The 17,091-nt window shown below is 68.9% G+C and carries 16 protein-coding genes; 13 read left to right on the top strand and 3 right to left on the bottom strand.

The window, feature by feature from the left end; genetic code table 11:
- The first annotated feature begins 95 nt into the window (after positions 1 to 95).
- The 6 genes from OGL88_RS04705 to OGL88_RS04730 are packed head-to-tail and all read left to right on the top strand — an operon-like array spanning position 96 to position 7,202.
- On the top strand, positions 96 to 1,757 hold the full coding sequence (locus tag OGL88_RS04705; RefSeq protein WP_263090089.1) for an ABC transporter substrate-binding protein: 1,662 nt from the start codon (positions 96 to 98) through the stop codon (positions 1,755 to 1,757).
- Complete coding sequence (locus OGL88_RS04710) at positions 1,757 to 2,695, top strand: ABC transporter permease (protein ID WP_263090091.1); 939 nt, start codon at positions 1,757 to 1,759, stop codon at positions 2,693 to 2,695. The genes OGL88_RS04705 and OGL88_RS04710 overlap by 1 nt, the downstream gene beginning before the upstream one ends.
- On the top strand, positions 2,692 to 3,600 hold the full coding sequence (locus OGL88_RS04715) for an ABC transporter permease (RefSeq protein ID WP_263090093.1): 909 nt from the start codon (positions 2,692 to 2,694) through the stop codon (positions 3,598 to 3,600). The genes OGL88_RS04710 and OGL88_RS04715 overlap by 4 nt, the downstream gene beginning before the upstream one ends.
- A complete protein-coding gene (locus OGL88_RS04720; protein ID WP_263090096.1) occupies positions 3,597 to 5,315 on the top strand; it encodes a dipeptide ABC transporter ATP-binding protein in 1,719 nt (572 codons plus the stop codon). The genes OGL88_RS04715 and OGL88_RS04720 overlap by 4 nt, the downstream gene beginning before the upstream one ends.
- Positions 5,312 to 6,517, top strand: coding sequence for an acyl-CoA dehydrogenase family protein (locus tag OGL88_RS04725; RefSeq protein ID WP_263090098.1), 1,206 nt, complete (start codon positions 5,312 to 5,314; stop codon positions 6,515 to 6,517). The genes OGL88_RS04720 and OGL88_RS04725 overlap by 4 nt, the downstream gene beginning before the upstream one ends.
- 58 nt (positions 6,518 to 6,575) lie before the next feature.
- Positions 6,576 to 7,202 (top strand): pentapeptide repeat-containing protein, encoded by a 627-nt coding sequence (locus OGL88_RS04730; RefSeq protein WP_263090100.1) that lies wholly within the window; start codon positions 6,576 to 6,578, stop codon positions 7,200 to 7,202.
- An 11-nt stretch (positions 7,203 to 7,213) separates the two neighbouring features.
- On the opposite strand, the gene OGL88_RS04735 is transcribed toward OGL88_RS04730, so the two are convergent.
- Complete coding sequence (locus OGL88_RS04735) at positions 7,214 to 8,143, bottom strand: NADP-dependent oxidoreductase (protein WP_263090103.1); 930 nt, start codon at positions 8,141 to 8,143, stop codon at positions 7,214 to 7,216.
- A gap of 92 nt (positions 8,144 to 8,235) precedes the next feature.
- Here OGL88_RS04735 and OGL88_RS04740 point away from each other — a divergent pair, with 92 nt between their 5' ends.
- Together OGL88_RS04740 and OGL88_RS04745 are read left to right on the top strand one after the other, a co-directional pair.
- Entirely contained in the window at positions 8,236 to 8,742 is a 507-nt protein-coding gene (locus OGL88_RS04740) for a MarR family winged helix-turn-helix transcriptional regulator (protein ID WP_263090105.1), read from the top strand.
- Positions 8,739 to 8,987: a hypothetical protein gene (locus OGL88_RS04745; RefSeq protein WP_263090107.1), complete on the top strand. Its 249-nt coding sequence runs from the start codon at positions 8,739 to 8,741 to the stop codon at positions 8,985 to 8,987. The genes OGL88_RS04740 and OGL88_RS04745 overlap by 4 nt, the downstream gene beginning before the upstream one ends.
- A 4-nt stretch (positions 8,988 to 8,991) precedes the next feature.
- Here the strand turns inward: OGL88_RS04745 and OGL88_RS04750 are convergent, their stop codons facing one another.
- The gene (locus OGL88_RS04750) at positions 8,992 to 9,231 is read right to left on the bottom strand and encodes a hypothetical protein (RefSeq protein ID WP_132099936.1); all 240 of its coding nucleotides are present in this window, start codon (positions 9,229 to 9,231) and stop codon (positions 8,992 to 8,994) included.
- A 62-nt stretch (positions 9,232 to 9,293) separates the two neighbouring features.
- Between OGL88_RS04750 and OGL88_RS04755 the strand changes: the two genes are divergently transcribed.
- On the top strand, positions 9,294 to 10,250 hold the full coding sequence (locus tag OGL88_RS04755; RefSeq protein ID WP_263090112.1) for a phosphotransferase: 957 nt from the start codon (positions 9,294 to 9,296) through the stop codon (positions 10,248 to 10,250).
- Here the strand turns inward: OGL88_RS04755 and OGL88_RS04760 are convergent.
- Entirely contained in the window at positions 10,247 to 10,477 is a 231-nt protein-coding gene (locus tag OGL88_RS04760; protein WP_263090114.1) for a hypothetical protein, read from the bottom strand. The genes OGL88_RS04755 and OGL88_RS04760 overlap by 4 nt on opposite strands.
- Positions 10,478 to 10,519: 42 nt before the next feature.
- Between OGL88_RS04760 and OGL88_RS04765 the strand changes: the two genes are divergently transcribed.
- From OGL88_RS04765 to OGL88_RS04775, 4 genes are all read left to right on the top strand, one after another.
- A complete protein-coding gene (locus OGL88_RS04765) occupies positions 10,520 to 10,957 on the top strand; it encodes an NUDIX hydrolase (RefSeq protein ID WP_263090116.1) in 438 nt (145 codons plus the stop codon).
- 610 nt (positions 10,958 to 11,567) lie between these two features.
- Positions 11,568 to 13,994 (top strand): hypothetical protein, encoded by a 2,427-nt coding sequence (locus OGL88_RS04770; RefSeq protein ID WP_263090118.1) that lies wholly within the window; start codon positions 11,568 to 11,570, stop codon positions 13,992 to 13,994.
- Positions 13,991 to 14,257: a DUF4190 domain-containing protein gene (locus OGL88_RS18145; protein ID WP_374114420.1), complete on the top strand. Its 267-nt coding sequence runs from the start codon at positions 13,991 to 13,993 to the stop codon at positions 14,255 to 14,257. Before OGL88_RS04770 ends, OGL88_RS18145 begins: the two co-directional genes overlap by 4 nt.
- Before the next feature lie 719 nt (positions 14,258 to 14,976).
- Positions 14,977 to 17,031, top strand: coding sequence for a transglycosylase domain-containing protein (locus tag OGL88_RS04775; protein ID WP_263090120.1), 2,055 nt, complete (start codon positions 14,977 to 14,979; stop codon positions 17,029 to 17,031).
- Positions 17,032 to 17,091 lie beyond the last annotated feature (60 nt).

Raw genomic sequence — 17,091 nt, forward strand, 5'->3', positions numbered from 1 at the left:
CAGAGCGGACCAGGTGTGACGCCGGATGTCCGTCCGTTGCGGAGTGTTGCCCGGCGCTCGCGGCCGACGGAACGCCAGCCGTACCGTCCTTCCCCATGGTTCGTCTCTCACTCCGACCGTTCGTGGTCGCGGCCTCGGTCGTCGCCGTCGTGACGCTGCTCGCCGGCTGCGCCGACGGGTCGACCGGCGCGGGCCGCGACCGGGGCCCGGTCCGCGGCGGCACGCTCGTGTACGCCACGGACCGCGAACCGACCTGCCTCGACCCGCACAACTCCGGGGACATGCCGCAGACCTACATCGCCAGGCAGTACCTGGACTCGCTCGTGTCGCTGCAGGAGGACGGCAGCGTGCAGCCGTGGCTCGCGTCCAGCTGGACGATCTCGGACAACGGCAAGCAGTACGACTTCACCCTGAAGCAGGGCGTGGAGTTCACCGACGGCACCCCGTTCGACGCCCAGGCCGTGGTGGACAACTTCACCCAGATCCTCGACCCGGCGACCCAGTCCTCGACCGATCTGCTGTACCTGACGGGGTACTTCGACAAGGCCACCGCGATCAGCGACCACGTCGTCCGGGTGTCCTTGAAGCGGCCGTACTCCCCGCTCCTCGCCGCGTTGTCGCAGGCGTTCTTCGGCATGGAGTCACCGAAGGCCATGGCACGGGGGCTCGCCGCGAACTGCGAGTCGCCGGTCGGGACGGGGCCGTTCAAGGTGGCGGAGTGGAACCACGAGCGGGACGTCGAACTCGTCCGGAACGGCGCGTACAACAGTGCTCCGGCGGACGCGAAGCACCAGGGACCCGCGTACCTGGACGGCATCACGTGGAAGTTCCTCAAGGACAACACCACCCGGTACGGCGCGCTCAGTTCGGGCGAGGCGGACGTGATCTTCAACGTGCCGCCGGAGAGCGAGGGCCTGGCGAAGTCGGACCCCTCGATCGAGCTGCAGTCGTTCGTGCACTCAGGGGCACCGTTCAGCCTCGACATCAACACGAAGAGCACGGTGTTCAGCGACGTCCGGGTGCGGAAGGCGTTCGTGCACGCGTCGGACGCGAAGGAAGCCGTGGAGAGCGCCTACAACGGCGTGTTCCCCTACGAGGGCAACAACGTCTCCTCGGGGACGCCGCACTACGACGCGGCGTACCACGAGCCCTTCCCCTACGACCCGGCCGAGGCGAAGCGGCTCCTCGACAAGGCCGGCTGGACCGGACGCGACGCGGACGGCTACCGGACGAAGGACGGCGAGACGCTTACGGTGAAGCTGCCGTACAACGCGGACTCCGCGGAGACCCCGCCGGCCGACGTCACGATCCTGCAGGACATCCAGGCGATGGAGAAGCGCGTCGGGGTCAAGGTCGTGCTGCAGGCGCTCGACTCGTCGTCGATGAACGCGGTGTGGGGCAACCCGAAGGCGTACGACCTGCTCGGGAACTACTGGAACAGCCCGACCCCGCACGTCATGTACATCAAGTACTCGAAGGCGACCTACGACGTCGACAACGGGCAGAACTCGGCGTTCGCGTACGACGACGAGCTCGACCGGCTGCTCGTCGCGGGCACGGCGACCACCGAACCGGCTGCGCAAGCGAAGTACTACGCCGCGGCCCAGGAGCGGCTGTCGTCGAAGGCCTGGACGCTGCCGCTCTACCCGATCCAGACCCGCCTCGGCATCTCCGAACGCGTCGGCGGCGTGTGGATCGAACCCAGCGAGGGCGAACCCGTCCTCTCCGACGCCTACCTGATCGACGGAGGCAAGTGATGGTCATCCGAGTCACACGGCGCATCGTGGAGGGGGTGGTCCTGCTCCTCGCCGTCGGCACCATCGTGTTCTTCCTCGAGCACGCCGTGCCGGGCGACCCCGCCGTCGCGATCCTCGGTGGCGCTGCGGCCCACCCGACGAAGGAAGCGGTCGCCGCGGTCACCGAGCAGTACGGCTTCGACCGGCCCCTCATCGCGCAGTACGGCGACTTCCTCGGCGGGCTGTTCCGGCTCGACTTCGGGGAGTCCTACACGCTGAAGCAGTCCGTCACGAGCGTCATCGCGGGGCAGATCGGCCCGACCCTGGCGCTGACGGTGTCCGCGCTCGTCATCGCCTGGCTGCTCTCGATCACCTCGACGCTCCTGACCGCCGGACGCCCGGGCATCGTCGGACGTCTTGGCTCCGCCGTCGAGACCGTCGCTGCTGGCCTCCCGCAGTTCTGGCTCGGTCTCGTGCTGCTGCTCGTGTTCGCCGTGCAGCTGCACTGGTTCCCGGTCATCGGCTCCGGTCCGCTCGGCATCGTCCTGCCCGCCCTGACGCTGGCGATCCCGCTCGCTGGGTTCCTCGGCCAGGTCACCCGCGACGAGTTCGAGGACAAGCAGCAGCAGCCGTTCGTCCTCTCCGCCCGCAGTCGTGGTCTGTCCGAGCGCGCCATCCGTGGGAAGTACGTGCTCCGGCACGCGGCGCTCCCCGGGGTGACGCTGTCCGGCTGGGGCCTCGGCTCGCTCGTCTCCGGCGCCGTCATCGCCGAGGTCGTCTTCGCCCGCCAGGGCATCGGGCAGGTCCTGGTCACGGCCGTGAGCGCGCAGGACTTGCCGCTCGTCATCGGCATCACCTTCGTCGTCGCGCTCGTCTACGTCGTGGCGAACATCCTCACCGACATCGCGTACGTCGTCATCGACCCACGACTGCGCCGCACGACGGGAGCCGCAGCATGACCACCGCAACGATCGCACCCAGCGAACCCCGCGCCCTGCAACCCGACCCGGTACCGGCTGAGGCCGGCGTCCGCAAGGTGCGCCGAGCCTCCCACCCGTTGCGCCGCGTCTCGTTCTGGGCGGCCGCCGCCTTCATCGCGCTCGTCGCGGTGGCAGCCCTCTGGCCGTCCCTGCTCGCACCACAGGACCCGCTCGCCATCGACCTGGGCAAGAGCTTCGACGCACCCAGTGCGCAGCACGTCTTCGGGACCGACCAGTCCGGGCGGGACGTCTACTCGCGCGTCGTGCACGGGGCCGGTCAGTCGGTCCTGATCGGGGTCGGCGCGACCGCGCTCGGCCTCGCCGGTGCCGTCCTCCTCGGCGTCCTCGGCGGACTCGGCGGCCGAGCGGTCGACGCCGTGGTGACGCGTGTCATCGAGGTGCTCTACGCGTTCCCGGGCATCCTGCTCGCGCTCATCCTCATCGCCGTCTTCGGGTCGAGCGCCGGGACACAGATCCTGGCCGTCGGCATCGCGACGATCCCGGGGTACGCCCGGATGGTGCGGGGGCAGGTGCTCGCGGTCCGCGGGGCCGCGTACGTGCAGGCAGAACGCGCGCTCGGGCACTCCTCGGCGCACGTGCTGTTCCGGACGCTGCTGCCCAACGCCTTCCGGCCGCTCACCGTGCTCGTCACGCTTGGTATCGGGCAGGCGATCGTCTGGGCGTCCGCGCTCGGGTTCCTCGGCATGGGCGTGCAGCCGCCCGCCCCGGAGTGGGGCGCGATGCTCAACGCCGGCCGGAACTACCTGCAGCAGGCGTGGTGGCTCGACTTCTGGCCGGGCGTCGTGATCGTCCTGCTCGCGCTGTCGTTGACCGCCGTCGGTCGCGCCCTGCAGACCCTGACCCAGCCTGGAGGCCCCCGGTGACCACCGCATCGCAGCTCACGTCCGCCACGGCGTCCGTCCCGTTCCGTGGTGGCGACGATCCCGTCGTCGACGTCCGAGGTCTCTCCGTCGCCTTCGGCGGCCGCACTGTCGTGCAGGACGTCTCCTTCACGCTCGAGGCCGGACGCTGCGTCGCGATCGTCGGTGAGTCCGGCTCCGGCAAGAGCGTCACGGCCCGGTCGCTGCTCGGGCTGAACGGTCCGACGTCGACGACCACGGCCTCGACGCTGTCGCTCGGCGGACGCGACCTGCGCGACCTGTCCGACGGCTCGTGGCGGAAGGTGCGCGGGAAGGAGGCCGGGTACGTGCTGCAGGACGCCCTCGTCTCGCTCGATCCACTCCGGAAGGTCGGGGCGTCCGTCGCCGACGCGCTCCGGGTGCACGGCGTCGGACCGCGGGCGGAGCGCGAACGGCAGGTGCTCTCGCTGCTCGAGCGCGTCGGGATCCCGTCGCCGTCGTTGCGTGCGCGGCAGCTGCCGTCGGAACTGTCCGGCGGGCTCCGGCAGCGCGCGCTCATCGCCGCGGCGATCGCCCTCGACCCCGCGGTGCTCATCGCCGACGAGCCGACGACGGCGCTCGACACCACCGTGCAGGCGCAGATCCTCGCGCTCCTCGACGAGCTCCGTGCAGGCGGGACCGGGCTCGTGCTCATCAGCCACGACCTCGGCGTCGTCGAACGGCTCGCGGACGACGTCGTGGTGATGCAGCACGGTGTCGTCGTCGAGCAGGGGTCGGTCGGCGCAGTCCTCGGCGACCCGCAGGACCCGTACACGAAGCGGCTGCTCTCGGCGATCCCCGCAGCGCACGCGCCGGGCACACGGTTGTCCGACGCTCCCCGTGCAACCCTCGCGCCACGGCCGGCCTCGCGGCCGGTGCCCGTCGTCGGATCGGTGGTGCTCTCCGTCTCGCACGTCAGCAAGCGCTACCGCGGCCCCGACCGGGTCGTCCGGACCGTGGTCGACGACGTGTCGTTCGACCTGCGCGCAGGGGAGACGCTCGGGATCGTGGGGGAGTCCGGCTCCGGGAAGTCCACGACGGCTGCCATCGCCCTCGCGCTGACCCCGCCGTCCTCGGGCTCCGTCACGTTGGAGGGACGGCCCTGGTCGGCACTGTCGGAGCGTGCTCGTCGCGGTGATCGACCGCGGATCGCAACGGTGTCGCAGGACCCCCTGTCGTCGTTCGACCCTCGCCGCAGCGTGGGTGAGCTGATCCGTTCGGCGCTCACCGGGGCGCGAGCCGCCCGTGGCACACCCGAGGACGGTCGTTCCGACACCGCTCGCACGGAGGAGCTGCTCACCGGCGTTGGACTCGACCCGTCCATCGCACGCCGGCACCCATCGACGCTGTCCGGCGGCCAGCGACAGCGCGTCGCCATCGCCCGCGCGCTCGCCACCGATCCAGACGTGCTCGTCCTCGACGAGGCCGTCAGCGCGCTCGACGTGTCCGTCCAGGCGCAGGTGCTCGACCTGCTCGCCGACATCCGACAGGAGTACGGAACCGCTGCGCTCTTCATCTCGCACGACCTCGGTGTGATCCACCACGTCAGCGATCGCGTGCTCGTGCTGCGCGACGGTCGTGTCGTCGAGGAGGGAACGGCCGACCAGGTGTTCCGCTCGCCGCGCGACCCGTACACGCAGGGGTTGCTCGACGCGATCCCGGGCGTCAGCGCCCACCGGAACCTCCAGGAGGAGTCATGACCACCACGACACTGCCCACCCCCACCTCCCTGCTGGAGCGCTTCGCGCCGGTGTTCGAGCGGATCGCGGCCGGGGCGGTGGAGCGCGAGCAGAGCCGTTCCCTGCCGCACGAACCGGTCAGGTGGCTGGCGGATTCGGGCTTCACTGCCGTGACGGTGCCGACGTCCTCCGGCGGCGCGGGTGCGTCGGCGACCGACCTCTTCGCGCTGCTCATCCGTCTCGCAGAGGCCGACTCGAACATCCCGCAGCTGCTCCGCGCGCACTTCGCGTTCGTCGAGGAACTGCTGCTCGAACCCGACGTCGTCCGCCGTGACGAGTGGTTCACCCGCATCGCCGCGGGCGAGGTCTTCGGCAACGCCAGCCACGAGCGCTCGACTGCCGCGGTCGGATCCCTGTCGACGCACATCGTGCCCGACGGCGACGGCTGGCGCCTGCACGGTGAGAAGCACTACAGCACCGGCACGATCTTCGCCGACTGGACGACCGTCTCCGCGCGCACACCGGACGGGCACACCGTCGGGGTCACCGTGCGGGTCGACGACCCCGATGTGGAGGTCCGCGACGATTGGAACGGCTTCGGGCAGCGGCTGACCGGCAGTGGCACGACGAAGTTCGACGGCGTCCGTGTGGAGCTCTGGCAGCTCCGACCCGAGCGTACGGAGCGGCGAACCGTGTTGCCGGCGTTCCTGCAGACCGTGCTGCTGGCGTCGCTCGCCGGGGTCGGCGCCGCGGCCGCCCGCGACGCCGCATCGTTCGTACGGTCACGGACCCGGCACTACCAGCACGGAGTCGGGGCGACCGCGGCCACGGACCCGCTCGTGCAGTCCGTCGTCGGCCGCATCGCATCGGACGCGATCGCCGCCGAGGCCCTCGTCCTGGACGCCGCCGGGGCCATCGACGCTGCGCACGGCGCGATCGAGTCCGGTGATGACGGAGCCGACGCGCTGATCGATGCGGCCGAACTCCGGACGATCGCCCTCCAGGCAGTGGTGGTCGAGATCGTGCTCCGGGCGGCGACCACGCTCTTCGAGGTCGGCGGGGCCAGCGCCACCGACCGGGACAAATCCCTCGATCGGCACTGGCGGAACGCGCGGACCCTGTCGTCGCACAACCCGGTGGTGTTCCAGCAACGGGTGATCGGCGACCACCTGGTCAACGGTTCCCCGCTGACCTACTTCTGGGCCACGGGTGAGACCGGGTGATCACGTCGACCGGCGACCGCTCGGTGCTCCGCGCTGCCTGCGGTGACTGCTCCGTCCTGTGCTGCACCGCCTCCGCGGGGGCACCACCACCGATTGCTTCGACGGCACGAGTTCGGTCGACCGGCCGGACTCGAAGCCGCAGGTGTTCCGGGCCTTCGCGGTCGCCCGGCAGCTCCACGAGATGCTCTGGTACCTGGCCGAGGCGGGGTCCCGCTCGACCGCTCTGGGAAGCGCGGACGCACCGACCGGGCTCCGGCTCCGCATCCAGCAGATCCTCGACGGCGAGTTGGCCGGCGTCCTCGCGGTGAACGTCGAGTCGCTCCGGTCCGGGGTCCGTTCCGTCCTGATCGACGTCAGCGCGGAGGCTCGAGGTGGGTACCCCACCGCCGGCGACGCGGCCGGTGACCTGCACCCATCGACCGACCTGGCCGGCCGCGACCTGCGATCTCGCGTCCTGGTCGGCGCCGATCTGCGCGGTGCGGTCCTGATCGCCGCGGACCTGCGGGGATGCGACCTGTCGGGTGTCGACCTGCTCGGGGCGGACCTGCGCGACACCCGGCTCGGGGGAGCGGACCTGTCGAACGCGCTGTTCTTGACCCAACCCCAGGTGAACGCTGCCCAGGGCGATGCGTCCACGGTGCTGCCCGGCGACCTGGACCGCCCGTCGCACTGGCCGCTCCGGTGATCCGGGTCAGGTCAGGGCAGGACGATGACCTTGCCGGCGATCCTCCCGGCTGCGCCCTCGGCGTGCAGTGCGGGGAGCTCGGCGAGCGGGATGCGCCGCGTGACCTCGACCGTCAGGGCCCCGGCGTCCACCAGCGCGACGAGCTCCATCAGGCGTTCGCGGTTCGGCAGGACGAACACGGTCGCTGCACGAACGCCTCGGGACTCGTCACCCGGCGTGGCCATGAACGCCGTCGTGCTCACGACGACTCCGCCGTCACGGACCGCTGCGACGTCCGCCGCGAACTGCTCGGGCTCGATCGGCGCCAGGTTGAGCAGGACGTCGACCTGACCGTCGAGGGCATCGAGCAGGTCGGTGTCGGTGTGGTCGATGACGTGGTCGGCACCGGCCGTGCGCACGGCGTCGGCACTGCGTGGGCTGGCGGTCGCGATGACGTGTGCTCCGGCGCGCTTGGCGAGCTGGACGGCGTACTTGCCGACGACCCCGCCGGCACCCACGACGAGCAGCCGCTGTCCGGCGGTGAGCCGGCCGTCGTCGAACAGGGCCTGCCAGGCGGTCAGCGCGACGGACGGCAGCGCGGCCGCGTCGGCCAGTGGGATGCTCGTCGGCGCTGCGACCACGGCGTCCGCCGGTGCGATGACGTACTCGGCTGCCCCGCCGTCGCGGTCCATCGGCAGGAACGCGATGACCGCGTCGCCCGCGGTCAGACCAGTCACGCCCTCGCCGATCGCGTCGACCGTGCCGGAGACGTCGTAGCCGGGGACATGCGGCAGCTGGATCGGGATCGGCAGGAAGCCGGCCCGCATGCCGTTGTCCGCAGCGTTGTACGCGGACGCCGCGACGCGCAGTCGCACCTGTCCTGCTGCCGGGGTCGGCTGCTCGACCTCGCCGTACTGGAGGACCTCGGGTCCGCCGACTTCGTGGAACTGCACTGCCTTCATGATGATGCCCTCTCCTGTTTGCTTCGAATTCGAAGCGCTTGTCGGAGACGCTAGCACTGCTTCGAACTCGAAGCAACAGGTAGGATGCTCGTATGAGCGAAACCCCCACCGCACTGACCCCGACACAGCTCGGCGCCTACTTCGCGCTGACCGAGGTGAGTGCGCTCCTGCGCCCCGCGGTCGAGAAGCAGCTCCGCGACGTCGGTGGGTTGAGTTACGTCCAGTTCCAGCTCCTCGCGCGCCTCGGTGACACCGCCGACGGCCGCCAGCGGATGACGGACCTCGCCGACGGCGTCGTCTACAGCCGCAGCGGGCTGACCTACCAAGCGCAACTGCTCGAACAGCGCGGCCTCGTCACGAGGTCCCCGTCGCCGGACGACGAACGCAGCACCGTCGTCACGATCACCGACGTCGGGCGCGAGGTCCTCGCCGACGTGTTCCCCGGCCACATCGGCACCGTGCACGGACTCCTGTTCGCGCCGATCACGGACGGGGACGCGAGTGACCTCGCCCGGATCCTCGGGCGCATCAGCGAGCACCTCCGTGCGAACCCGCCACGGTCGGCGTCACGGCGTCCCGGCAAGGCGGCGACCGCATGAGCCTCGAGCGGTCCACCGCGCGGTGGATCATCGTCGGCTCGCTCGTCGTCGGGCTGGGGCTGACCGTCTACGCGACGTCCTACTGGCTGTTCCCGACGTCGTTCCAACTCCAGGAGCGGCTGCCCGACGGATCGATCAACCCGCGCGCATGGGCCGACCTGCTCGTCTCGTACGTCCTCGCGCTCGGCTGCTTCGCGGTCGCCGGATGGGTGGGCGTGCAGCGGCTCCGCACCCGCCGCCGCTGAGGCGTCAGCTGCGCGTGCGTGACCGTCGCCGCGACACGGTGGCGACGACGAGCGTGGCGACGCCGAGCGCGATCCCGATCAGACCGAGCAGGTAGCCGAACAGCATCAGGATGCCGCCGCCGATGTTCGCACCGCCCCCGGTGTCGTTCGCGAGCGACCACCCACCGATCCCGACCGACAGGAAGGCGCCCAACAGGAACACCGTGCACATCACGTGCAGGACCCGAGTGCTCTGGGAGGTCATGGCGACTCGCTTCCGTGCGTGGACCGGTACCGGATGGTAGCGCGACCTGCGAGGGTGGGCTGATGACACTCGAGCTGCTGTGGGAACGGGGCGACGCAGCCCGTGTCCTGCGCGACCGCTTCGGCTTCACGGACGCCGCCGCTGCGGACGCCTGGGTCGTCCGGACGCTCGAGCGGCGGTGGGGTGTGCGCGCCGATACCTGCGAGCGCATCGTGATGAGCGACCACAACGCGCTCGCCTGGGTCTCGACCGCTGGCGGCCGGATGCTCCTGAAGTGGTCGATCGCGCCGGAGGGGTTCGAGCGCTTGGCGTTCGCGGCGGACCTCACGACGTGGCTCGCGGAGCGCGGCCTGCCTGTTTCCGCCCCGGTGCCGACGCCCGACGGACGGGTGCAGGTCGAGGACGACGGAGTCTCGATGGGGCTCCAGCACGTCATCAGCGGAACACTGCTGGACGTCCGTGAACCGGCACAGGTCCGCGCGGCCGGTGCGACGCTGGCCCACTTCCACGACGCCCTGCGCGACAGCCCCGATCGGGCGCGCGCAGCCGGTGTGCGCCCGCCGCCGGCCCCGCTCCTGCAGCAGGTCGAGGACTGGCTCGAGGGTGCGACGACGAACGTGCCGGACCGTGCCCGGGTGGCGCTGCGACGGTTGCTGACGGCCGCGCCGTCCGACGACCTGCCGGTCCAGATCGTGCACGGGGACTACCGGGCGGCGAACGTCCTGTGCGCCGACGCGGACGTCGTCGCCGTCATCGACTTCGAGGACCTGCGCCGCGACCACCGCATCGTCGAACTGGCGCGGTCGGCCGTCCTGCTCGGGACGCTCTTCCACGACTGGGGGCCGGTCCCCGAGGCCGTCCATCGGCAGCTGCTCGACGGCTACCGCTCGGTGAGCGCGCTCACTGCCGACGAGCTCGCGTGGTGGGACGTCCTGGTGCTCTGGAACACGATGCTGTTCATCCCGCCGGGGGACGACCCCACCGGGTGGGGTGCTGCTGCCGAGGCGCTCGCCGGTTAGCGGCCGAAGCGCTTCGCCGCCCGGGCGACGGCCACGAGCGCGGCGACCCCGAGTGCGATCCCGGCGGTACCGACGACCATGCCGCCCATGTACATGAACCCCGCGGCGAAGTTCACGCCGGTGCCGTCCGGGGTGAGGATCGTCCAGACCGAACCACCGGCGGTGAGCAGGAAGCCCAGACCGAGGAAGATGATCGCGAGGGTGACGATCGAGCGGAAGTCGCGCATGGTCCGAACCTACCGACCCCGCACCGGTGGCAGAGTGGCGTGATGGGGAGCATCAGGAACATCGCGGTCGGGCTGCCGACCAAGGACGGCCACGTGCTGCTGTCCGAGTCGTTCGACCAGAGGCGCGGCCTGCGCTTCCACCGCGCGGTCGGCGGCGGCATCGAGTTCGGGGAGACCGCCGTCCAGGCGCTCCGTCGCGAGTTCCGCGAGGAGCTCGACGTCGCACTTGACGAGGTCCGGCTGCTCGGCGTCCTCGAGAACCTGTTCGAGTACGAGGGGCAGCCCGGGCACGAGTACGTCCACGTGTTCGCCGTCCGGTCGGCCGATCTGGACGAAGTGCCGCTCGACGCCGAACTCGTGGTGCTGGACGAGGGCAGCCCGGTGCGCTGGGTGCCCGTCGACACGGACGTCCCGGTGTTCCCGGACGGCGTGCTCGATCTGCTCGCGGGTACCGTCCCGATGGAGTCCTCGGCCAGCTGATGTCACGAGCCCGTCGGCCCCTCGGTTGGCGGCGGTGCACCTCTCACTTGTGGCCGTGACCGCCACAAACAGGCAGCGAAAAAGTCCAAACTCGAAAAAGCCGACTAGAACTGTACTTAAAGTATTGATACTTGTCGGTGTCATCGGATTGATCATTTTCGCGATCTTCTCGTTCGTGACCAGGTGAACCCTGAGAAGTGCCTCGCCCTTCCTGGGCGAGGCACTTCTGCGTTCATCGGCGGCGCGCCAGCATGTGAGCAGCTTCGCTCTGTGTCGTCGTCCCCGCGGTGCTTCGTGTCGTGATCGAGTCCTGTGCGGAGACCGGTACTGACTCCGCACCATGACTGATCAATAAGCTGTCTCGGCGAGTACCCGTCCGTGGTGTTGCGGGCGCCGATCAGGCGGCGCCCCGTCGCCGCGACCGCAGATCATCGAAGATCACGTCGGCGTAACTCTTACCTGAGCATTCATTAAGCCCGAGGTGAAACTACCCATTCTGACCGGGGCTTTTGGTTCTGCCCCCGTACGGGGGTCGGGTACAGATACTCAGCTTCCTCATATGCTGCGCAGGCTGACAGCAACCCGTGCTGTCGATCATCTAGGGGGTTTTGTGCGCACATTGCTGCACGCTCCGCGCTCGAGGAGGCGCAGCATCGCTGCTGCCACACTCGGCGCGCTCGCACTTGTCGGATCACTGCTCGTCGCCACACCGGCGCAGGCCATCAACGACACCGGTACCGGTGGCGTGTTCGTGCCCGCGTCCGGCCGTGTCCTGGACACCAAGGTTGGTACCGGCGGGTTCAGTACGCCAATGGAGGCGGGCAAGTACCGGACGATCAAGATCGCTGGCGTCGCCGGGATCCCCGACGACGGCACCGTGGGTGCCGTGTCATTGAACGCGACGGTCAGCGGCACCCCGTCCGCAGGCACGCTGTTCGGTCGTCCGGATGCGGACACGTCGCGCACGACGATGCTGATCTACAACGCCAACACCGGCGAGTACGTCTCCAACACCGCGATCGTCGCCGTGAGCGCCGCTGGCACCATCCAGGTGTCGACCGAGACGGCCGCACGGCTGATCCTCGACGTGCAGGGCTACTACACCGCGAACACCGACGGCACCGCCGCCGGCGGGTTTGTCCCCGTCGCGGGCAAGCGCATCGTCGACACCCGTTCCGGGCTCGGCGCTCCGAAGGCGCTCCTGGCACCGGGGAAGAGCGTCGACATTCAGGTCACCGGCGCCAACGGCGTCCCGGCCGGAGCGTCCGGCGCGGTCGTGAACCTCCTGCCGATCAACTCCACCGCTTCTGACGGCTACCTCACGCCGTACGCGACCGGAACCACCCGTCCGGACAACGCGTTGCACTACGCGCCGTCGGTGAACACCTCGATCCAGGCGCAGGTACGGCTGTCCTCGAGCGGGAAGATGACGATCTACAACGGCTCGTCGACCATCAACCTCGTCATCGACTTGCAGGGATACTTCACCGCTTCCGCCACCACTGGCGCGACTTTCACCCCCGGAGTCGGGCGGGCCTACGACTCCCGTGCGACGGGGAACACGATCCTCGCGAAGAACGAGACACGCGCGGTCCAGGTCGCGGGGAAGGCCGGGGTGCCCGTGATGGGCTCCGGCCTCACTGCGGTCGTCTTGACGCTGACCGCTGTACACGGCGGTAGCGATGGCCGCGCGTCTGTGTGGGCAAGTGGGACCACGCAGCCGGAGACGACGTCGATCAACTTCCAGGCCGGCGAGATCCGCACCAACACCGTCACTGTCGCCCTCGGCGCGAATGGCAAGATCAACCTCAACAACGTCGCCGACGCGACTGACTACGTCATCGACGTTCAGGGCTGGTATGCAAATCCTCAGGCGCCAACCATCTCGTGCCCCGCGCCCTACTCGGCGGGCGCGGTGACGGTGACTATCCCGACGGCTCCCGTGCAGTGCACGGTCACCGTGCCGGCAGCAACCGAAACCGGAGCAGAGGTCGACGTCGATGTGGACGGCACGCCTGAAACCGCTACTGCACTGAGCGAAACGCAGGCCACGAAGGTATCCGTGGCATTGCCTGCAACTGGCGGAGTGCATCAGATCGACGCCACCATCGTAACCAACACGTACGAGTCCTATGGCAGCGCGAGCTTCCAGACTGAATTTGGTGGCAACTGGCCGGCTGAGACGCTCCAGTACTTCCCTGGAGACGGCTTGTTTGGTGACATGTCGGACACGCTCGCTGTCGTGCCGGTGAATGATCAGCTTCGCGACTACGTCCAGCGTCATTTCACCGTCTCGCTCGATGCGGACGGCGTCACGAATCCGGTCCTTGACTCGGGCTGGATCGCTACGGACTACCAGCTTGACCCCGCGAAGCTAATTGAGGGAAGCCGGTACTACTGGCGTGCAGAATTGTCCGGTCCGACCAGTACTTCTTCGACTACCCAGTATCTCGCTACGCCGGTTCGCTCGTTTGTAGCGGACGCGCAGCCGGTCGCAGCCGAATGTGTCATCGCCCTTGACGCTGCTGCCCGAGCGAACAACGGAACTGTCACGAAATCTGACGTCGATAGCACCTGCGCCACCACGACTACTATCGAAACCGGCGCAGAGGAGGTTGTCGACGGGCTCGATGTACGAGCGGACCCCGGCTTGTCGAACTCTCAAAAGATGGAGATCATGGCGGCTGCGAAGTCGAGTAAGGTCAAGTCCAAGAAGTGGCAACAGCACGATGATCAGCTCGGATACTCAGAGTGGCAGTCTGGGAAGTTCTACTATAACGGCTCAAAGTCTTGGACCAACAAGTACAGGGGATACGCTGGTTACCACGACTGCCATGTTTATGGCTCTAAAAGTAATGGGGTCACGGTAACTCCAGTCAATTGTAAGGAGCACCGCGCGGGCGGCGGCAAGACAAAGTCGATTGAGGATTATCAGATTGACGCGAATGTGAAGGGCTGGCCCGTTTCATACGTGAAGAATATGACGACGACTTGCGGACTTACCGGCAAGCTTACGAAGGATGTGAATAAGCGATGACGAACTCATCACCCACAGTTTCCCCGCCGGTTAATCAGCCAGAGCGCACCAGCACCCTCGCTATTGTAGCGATAGTTCTCGCCATTGTTGTACCGGTCGCGGGTGTCATTGTTGGCATCATTGCTCGACGGCAGGTAATCCGAACTGGAGAGCAAGGACGCGGGCTGAGCACTGCTGCAATCATCGTCGGCATTGCGCTTACGGTATTCAGCTTCCTTCCGCTACTCATCGTACTTCCGGACCTGGTGCAGATTTACGGCTAATTCCTGCCCCCTATTTGATGCCCAAGCCGGATGCCACCCTTTTCATGAGAAGGGTGGCATCCGGCTTGCGGGGAGTCCAGCCCGAACGCGATTGCATCACGTCACTCCGCGGAAGGGTGACCACATGGGTTCCTGGGGATCGTGCGCTCCTGCTGATCTCATCAACGGTCTCGGATCCTTACGGTTGCGAAACGTCTCGTCCGTAGCACCGCCGAGGCGTTCCGTCCCGCGGGATCCGGGGTGCGGGGTGCGGCGGTTCTCACAACCATGTCTCGCAAGCGTCTTCGGTGAAGGTGTCATTGACAGTTGCTTGCGAGACAAGGGTGGCGACGCAGATCGGGTCCGGCTCGCCTGTGCGTCCGGCAGGGGGACGCGGCTCGGCGCGAGGACCCCTCGTTGCCGCGGGCGTGCGCCGCGACGACCGACGTGTTGTCGATGGAGGTGCATCGGGAGCTCGTGTCTCACGTGCTGCACGCTCGTACTGAGATGACCGCCGGCGGCGAGACGCGCAGAGGCGGGCACTCTCGGAGCCGCCCGTCATCGTCCGGCGGGACGAGATCGCCCCCGCTGACGTCACGATCCCGTCACGGCGGGCACTTTCCCAGCGGACACGGCGGTCTTCCGCGGCGAAGTCCCGGCGACCGCCCGAGATCGGCTGGGACGCTCCCGAATTACCGCACCAGATCGGTGCGGTGATGCACCACGGGGGATCCAGAGCGATGACGATGAGACGTGCAGGGGGAGCCGCGCTCGGCTTCGTGGGCGGCAGTGTGCTCGCCGGGTTGATGGTCGGGGTCGGCGTGACGCCGATGATCGCGGTCGCCGGAGTGAGCACGACGTCGGCGATCGGGGTGTTCGAGTCGCTGCCGGAGCACATCGAGATCGGGGACCTGCCGCAGCGCAACCAGGTCTGGGCGTACCGCGGTGGCGAACCGGTGCACCTGGCGAACGTGTGGGCGCAGGACCGGCAGGAGCTGTCGTTCGACCAGATCAGCGACCAGCTGAAGCACGCTGCGGTCGACGGCGAGGACAAGCGGTTCTACGAGACCGGTGGTGTGGACGCGACGTCGATGGTCCGCTCCCTGGTGAGCGTCGCCGCGTCGCAAGGCGAGGGCGGCTCGGGTGGCTCGACGCTCACGATGCAGCTCGTGCGCAACATCAAGATCCAGCGGGCGAGCGAGCTGCCGACGCTCGCGGAGCAGAAGGCCGGCTACAAGGAGGCGACGAAGCGGTCGCCCCAGCGGAAGCTCGCCGAGATGAAGCTCGCGATCGGCCTGGCGAAGAAGTACACCAAGGAGCAGATCCTGACGGCGTACCTGAACATCGCCTACTTCGGCGACCAGACGTACGGCGTGCAGTCGGCCGCGCAGCACTACTACGGCAAGTCCGCCACCGACCTGACCCCGGCCGAGGCCGCGTCGCTCATCGCGATCGTGCAGTGGCCGGAGCGCCGCGACCTGTCCACGCCGGACCACTACCGCGACAACGCCGCGCGGCGGAACGTGATCCTCCGTTCGATGCACGAGCAGGGGCACCTGACGACCGACGAGTACCGCACGGCACGGCTGTCGCGGCTGGCCGATTACGTCCGGATCACCGCGCCGAAGCAGGGGTGCGAGGCCGTCGAGACCGGGGCGGAGTTCTTCTGCGACTACGCCGAGCGAGTCGCCGCACGGCTGCCGCAGCTCGGCGCGACGAAGCAGCAGCGCGCCGATGCCTGGCGGACGGGTGGGTACCGCATCCAGACGACGCTCGACCTCGACCTGAACGCGAAGCAGAAGGAACTGCTCGACCGGTACGACCCGAAGACCGAGACTCGTCTCGCGTTGGGCGCGACGCTGAACACCGTCGAGGCGGGCACCGGCCGGGTGCTCACGATGGCGCAGAACACCGACTACGACCGGTCGGAGCAGGCGCCACCGACGGCGACGTCGCTGAACTACGCCGTCGACCAGGCCGACGGAGATTCGACGGGCTTCCAGACCGGCTCGACGTACAAGATGTTCACGCTGCTGGCGTGGCTCGAGGCCGGCCGCAGCCCGGACACGGTCGTGAACGGCACCCCGCACCCGCAGAGCACGTGGACGGCGTGCGGCGAGCAGACGACGGCCTTCTGGCAGCCGAAGAACGACTCGCCCGGCCAGAAGGGGCCGTACTCGGTCCGCTCGGCCACGGCCCAGTCCGTGAACGCCGCCTACCAGTCGATGGCCGCGCAGCTCGACCTGTGCGACATCCGCGACGTCGCGAAGCGCCTCGGTGTGCACCTGGCCGCCGGCGGTGAGCTGCCGTGGAACCCAGCGTCGCTGCTCGGCACCGAGAGCATCGCGCCGCTGACGATGGCGGCGGCGTACGCGGGCGTCGCGAACGGCGGCCGGTACTGCGCGCCGGTCGTGATCGACCAGGTGATCGCACCGGACGGCACGGAGCTCGGCGGGCAGCCGCGCACCTGCTCGCAGGCCGTCTCGCCGCAGACCGCGGCGACCGCGTTCGAGGTCATGCAGGGCGCCTTCCGGGGCGGTACGGCGAGCGGCGGCCAGACCCCGGACGGCACCACGCTGTTCGGCAAGACCGGAACGGCCGACGCCGCCGACCAGGTGTGGTTGGTCGGCGGGAGCTCGCGCGCGGTGACCGCGTACTGGCAGGGCAACACCGACGGCGGGAAGCACAACCTGCGGTACTACTCGAACGGTCAGGGCGGCACCTACGCGGGGTCCCGCGCAGCGGTCTGGCGCGATGCGCAGACCGCTGTGAACGCCGCCTTGCCGGCGGGCTGACGACAGCAGCGGGTCACGTGCACGAGACGCGACACCGAACAGACGGGAGGCCCGTTGCCA

Origin of the sequence: Curtobacterium sp. RIT-PI-V (assembly GCF_025642935.1) — a bacterium.
Taxonomy (GTDB): domain Bacteria; phylum Actinomycetota; class Actinomycetes; order Actinomycetales; family Microbacteriaceae; genus Curtobacterium.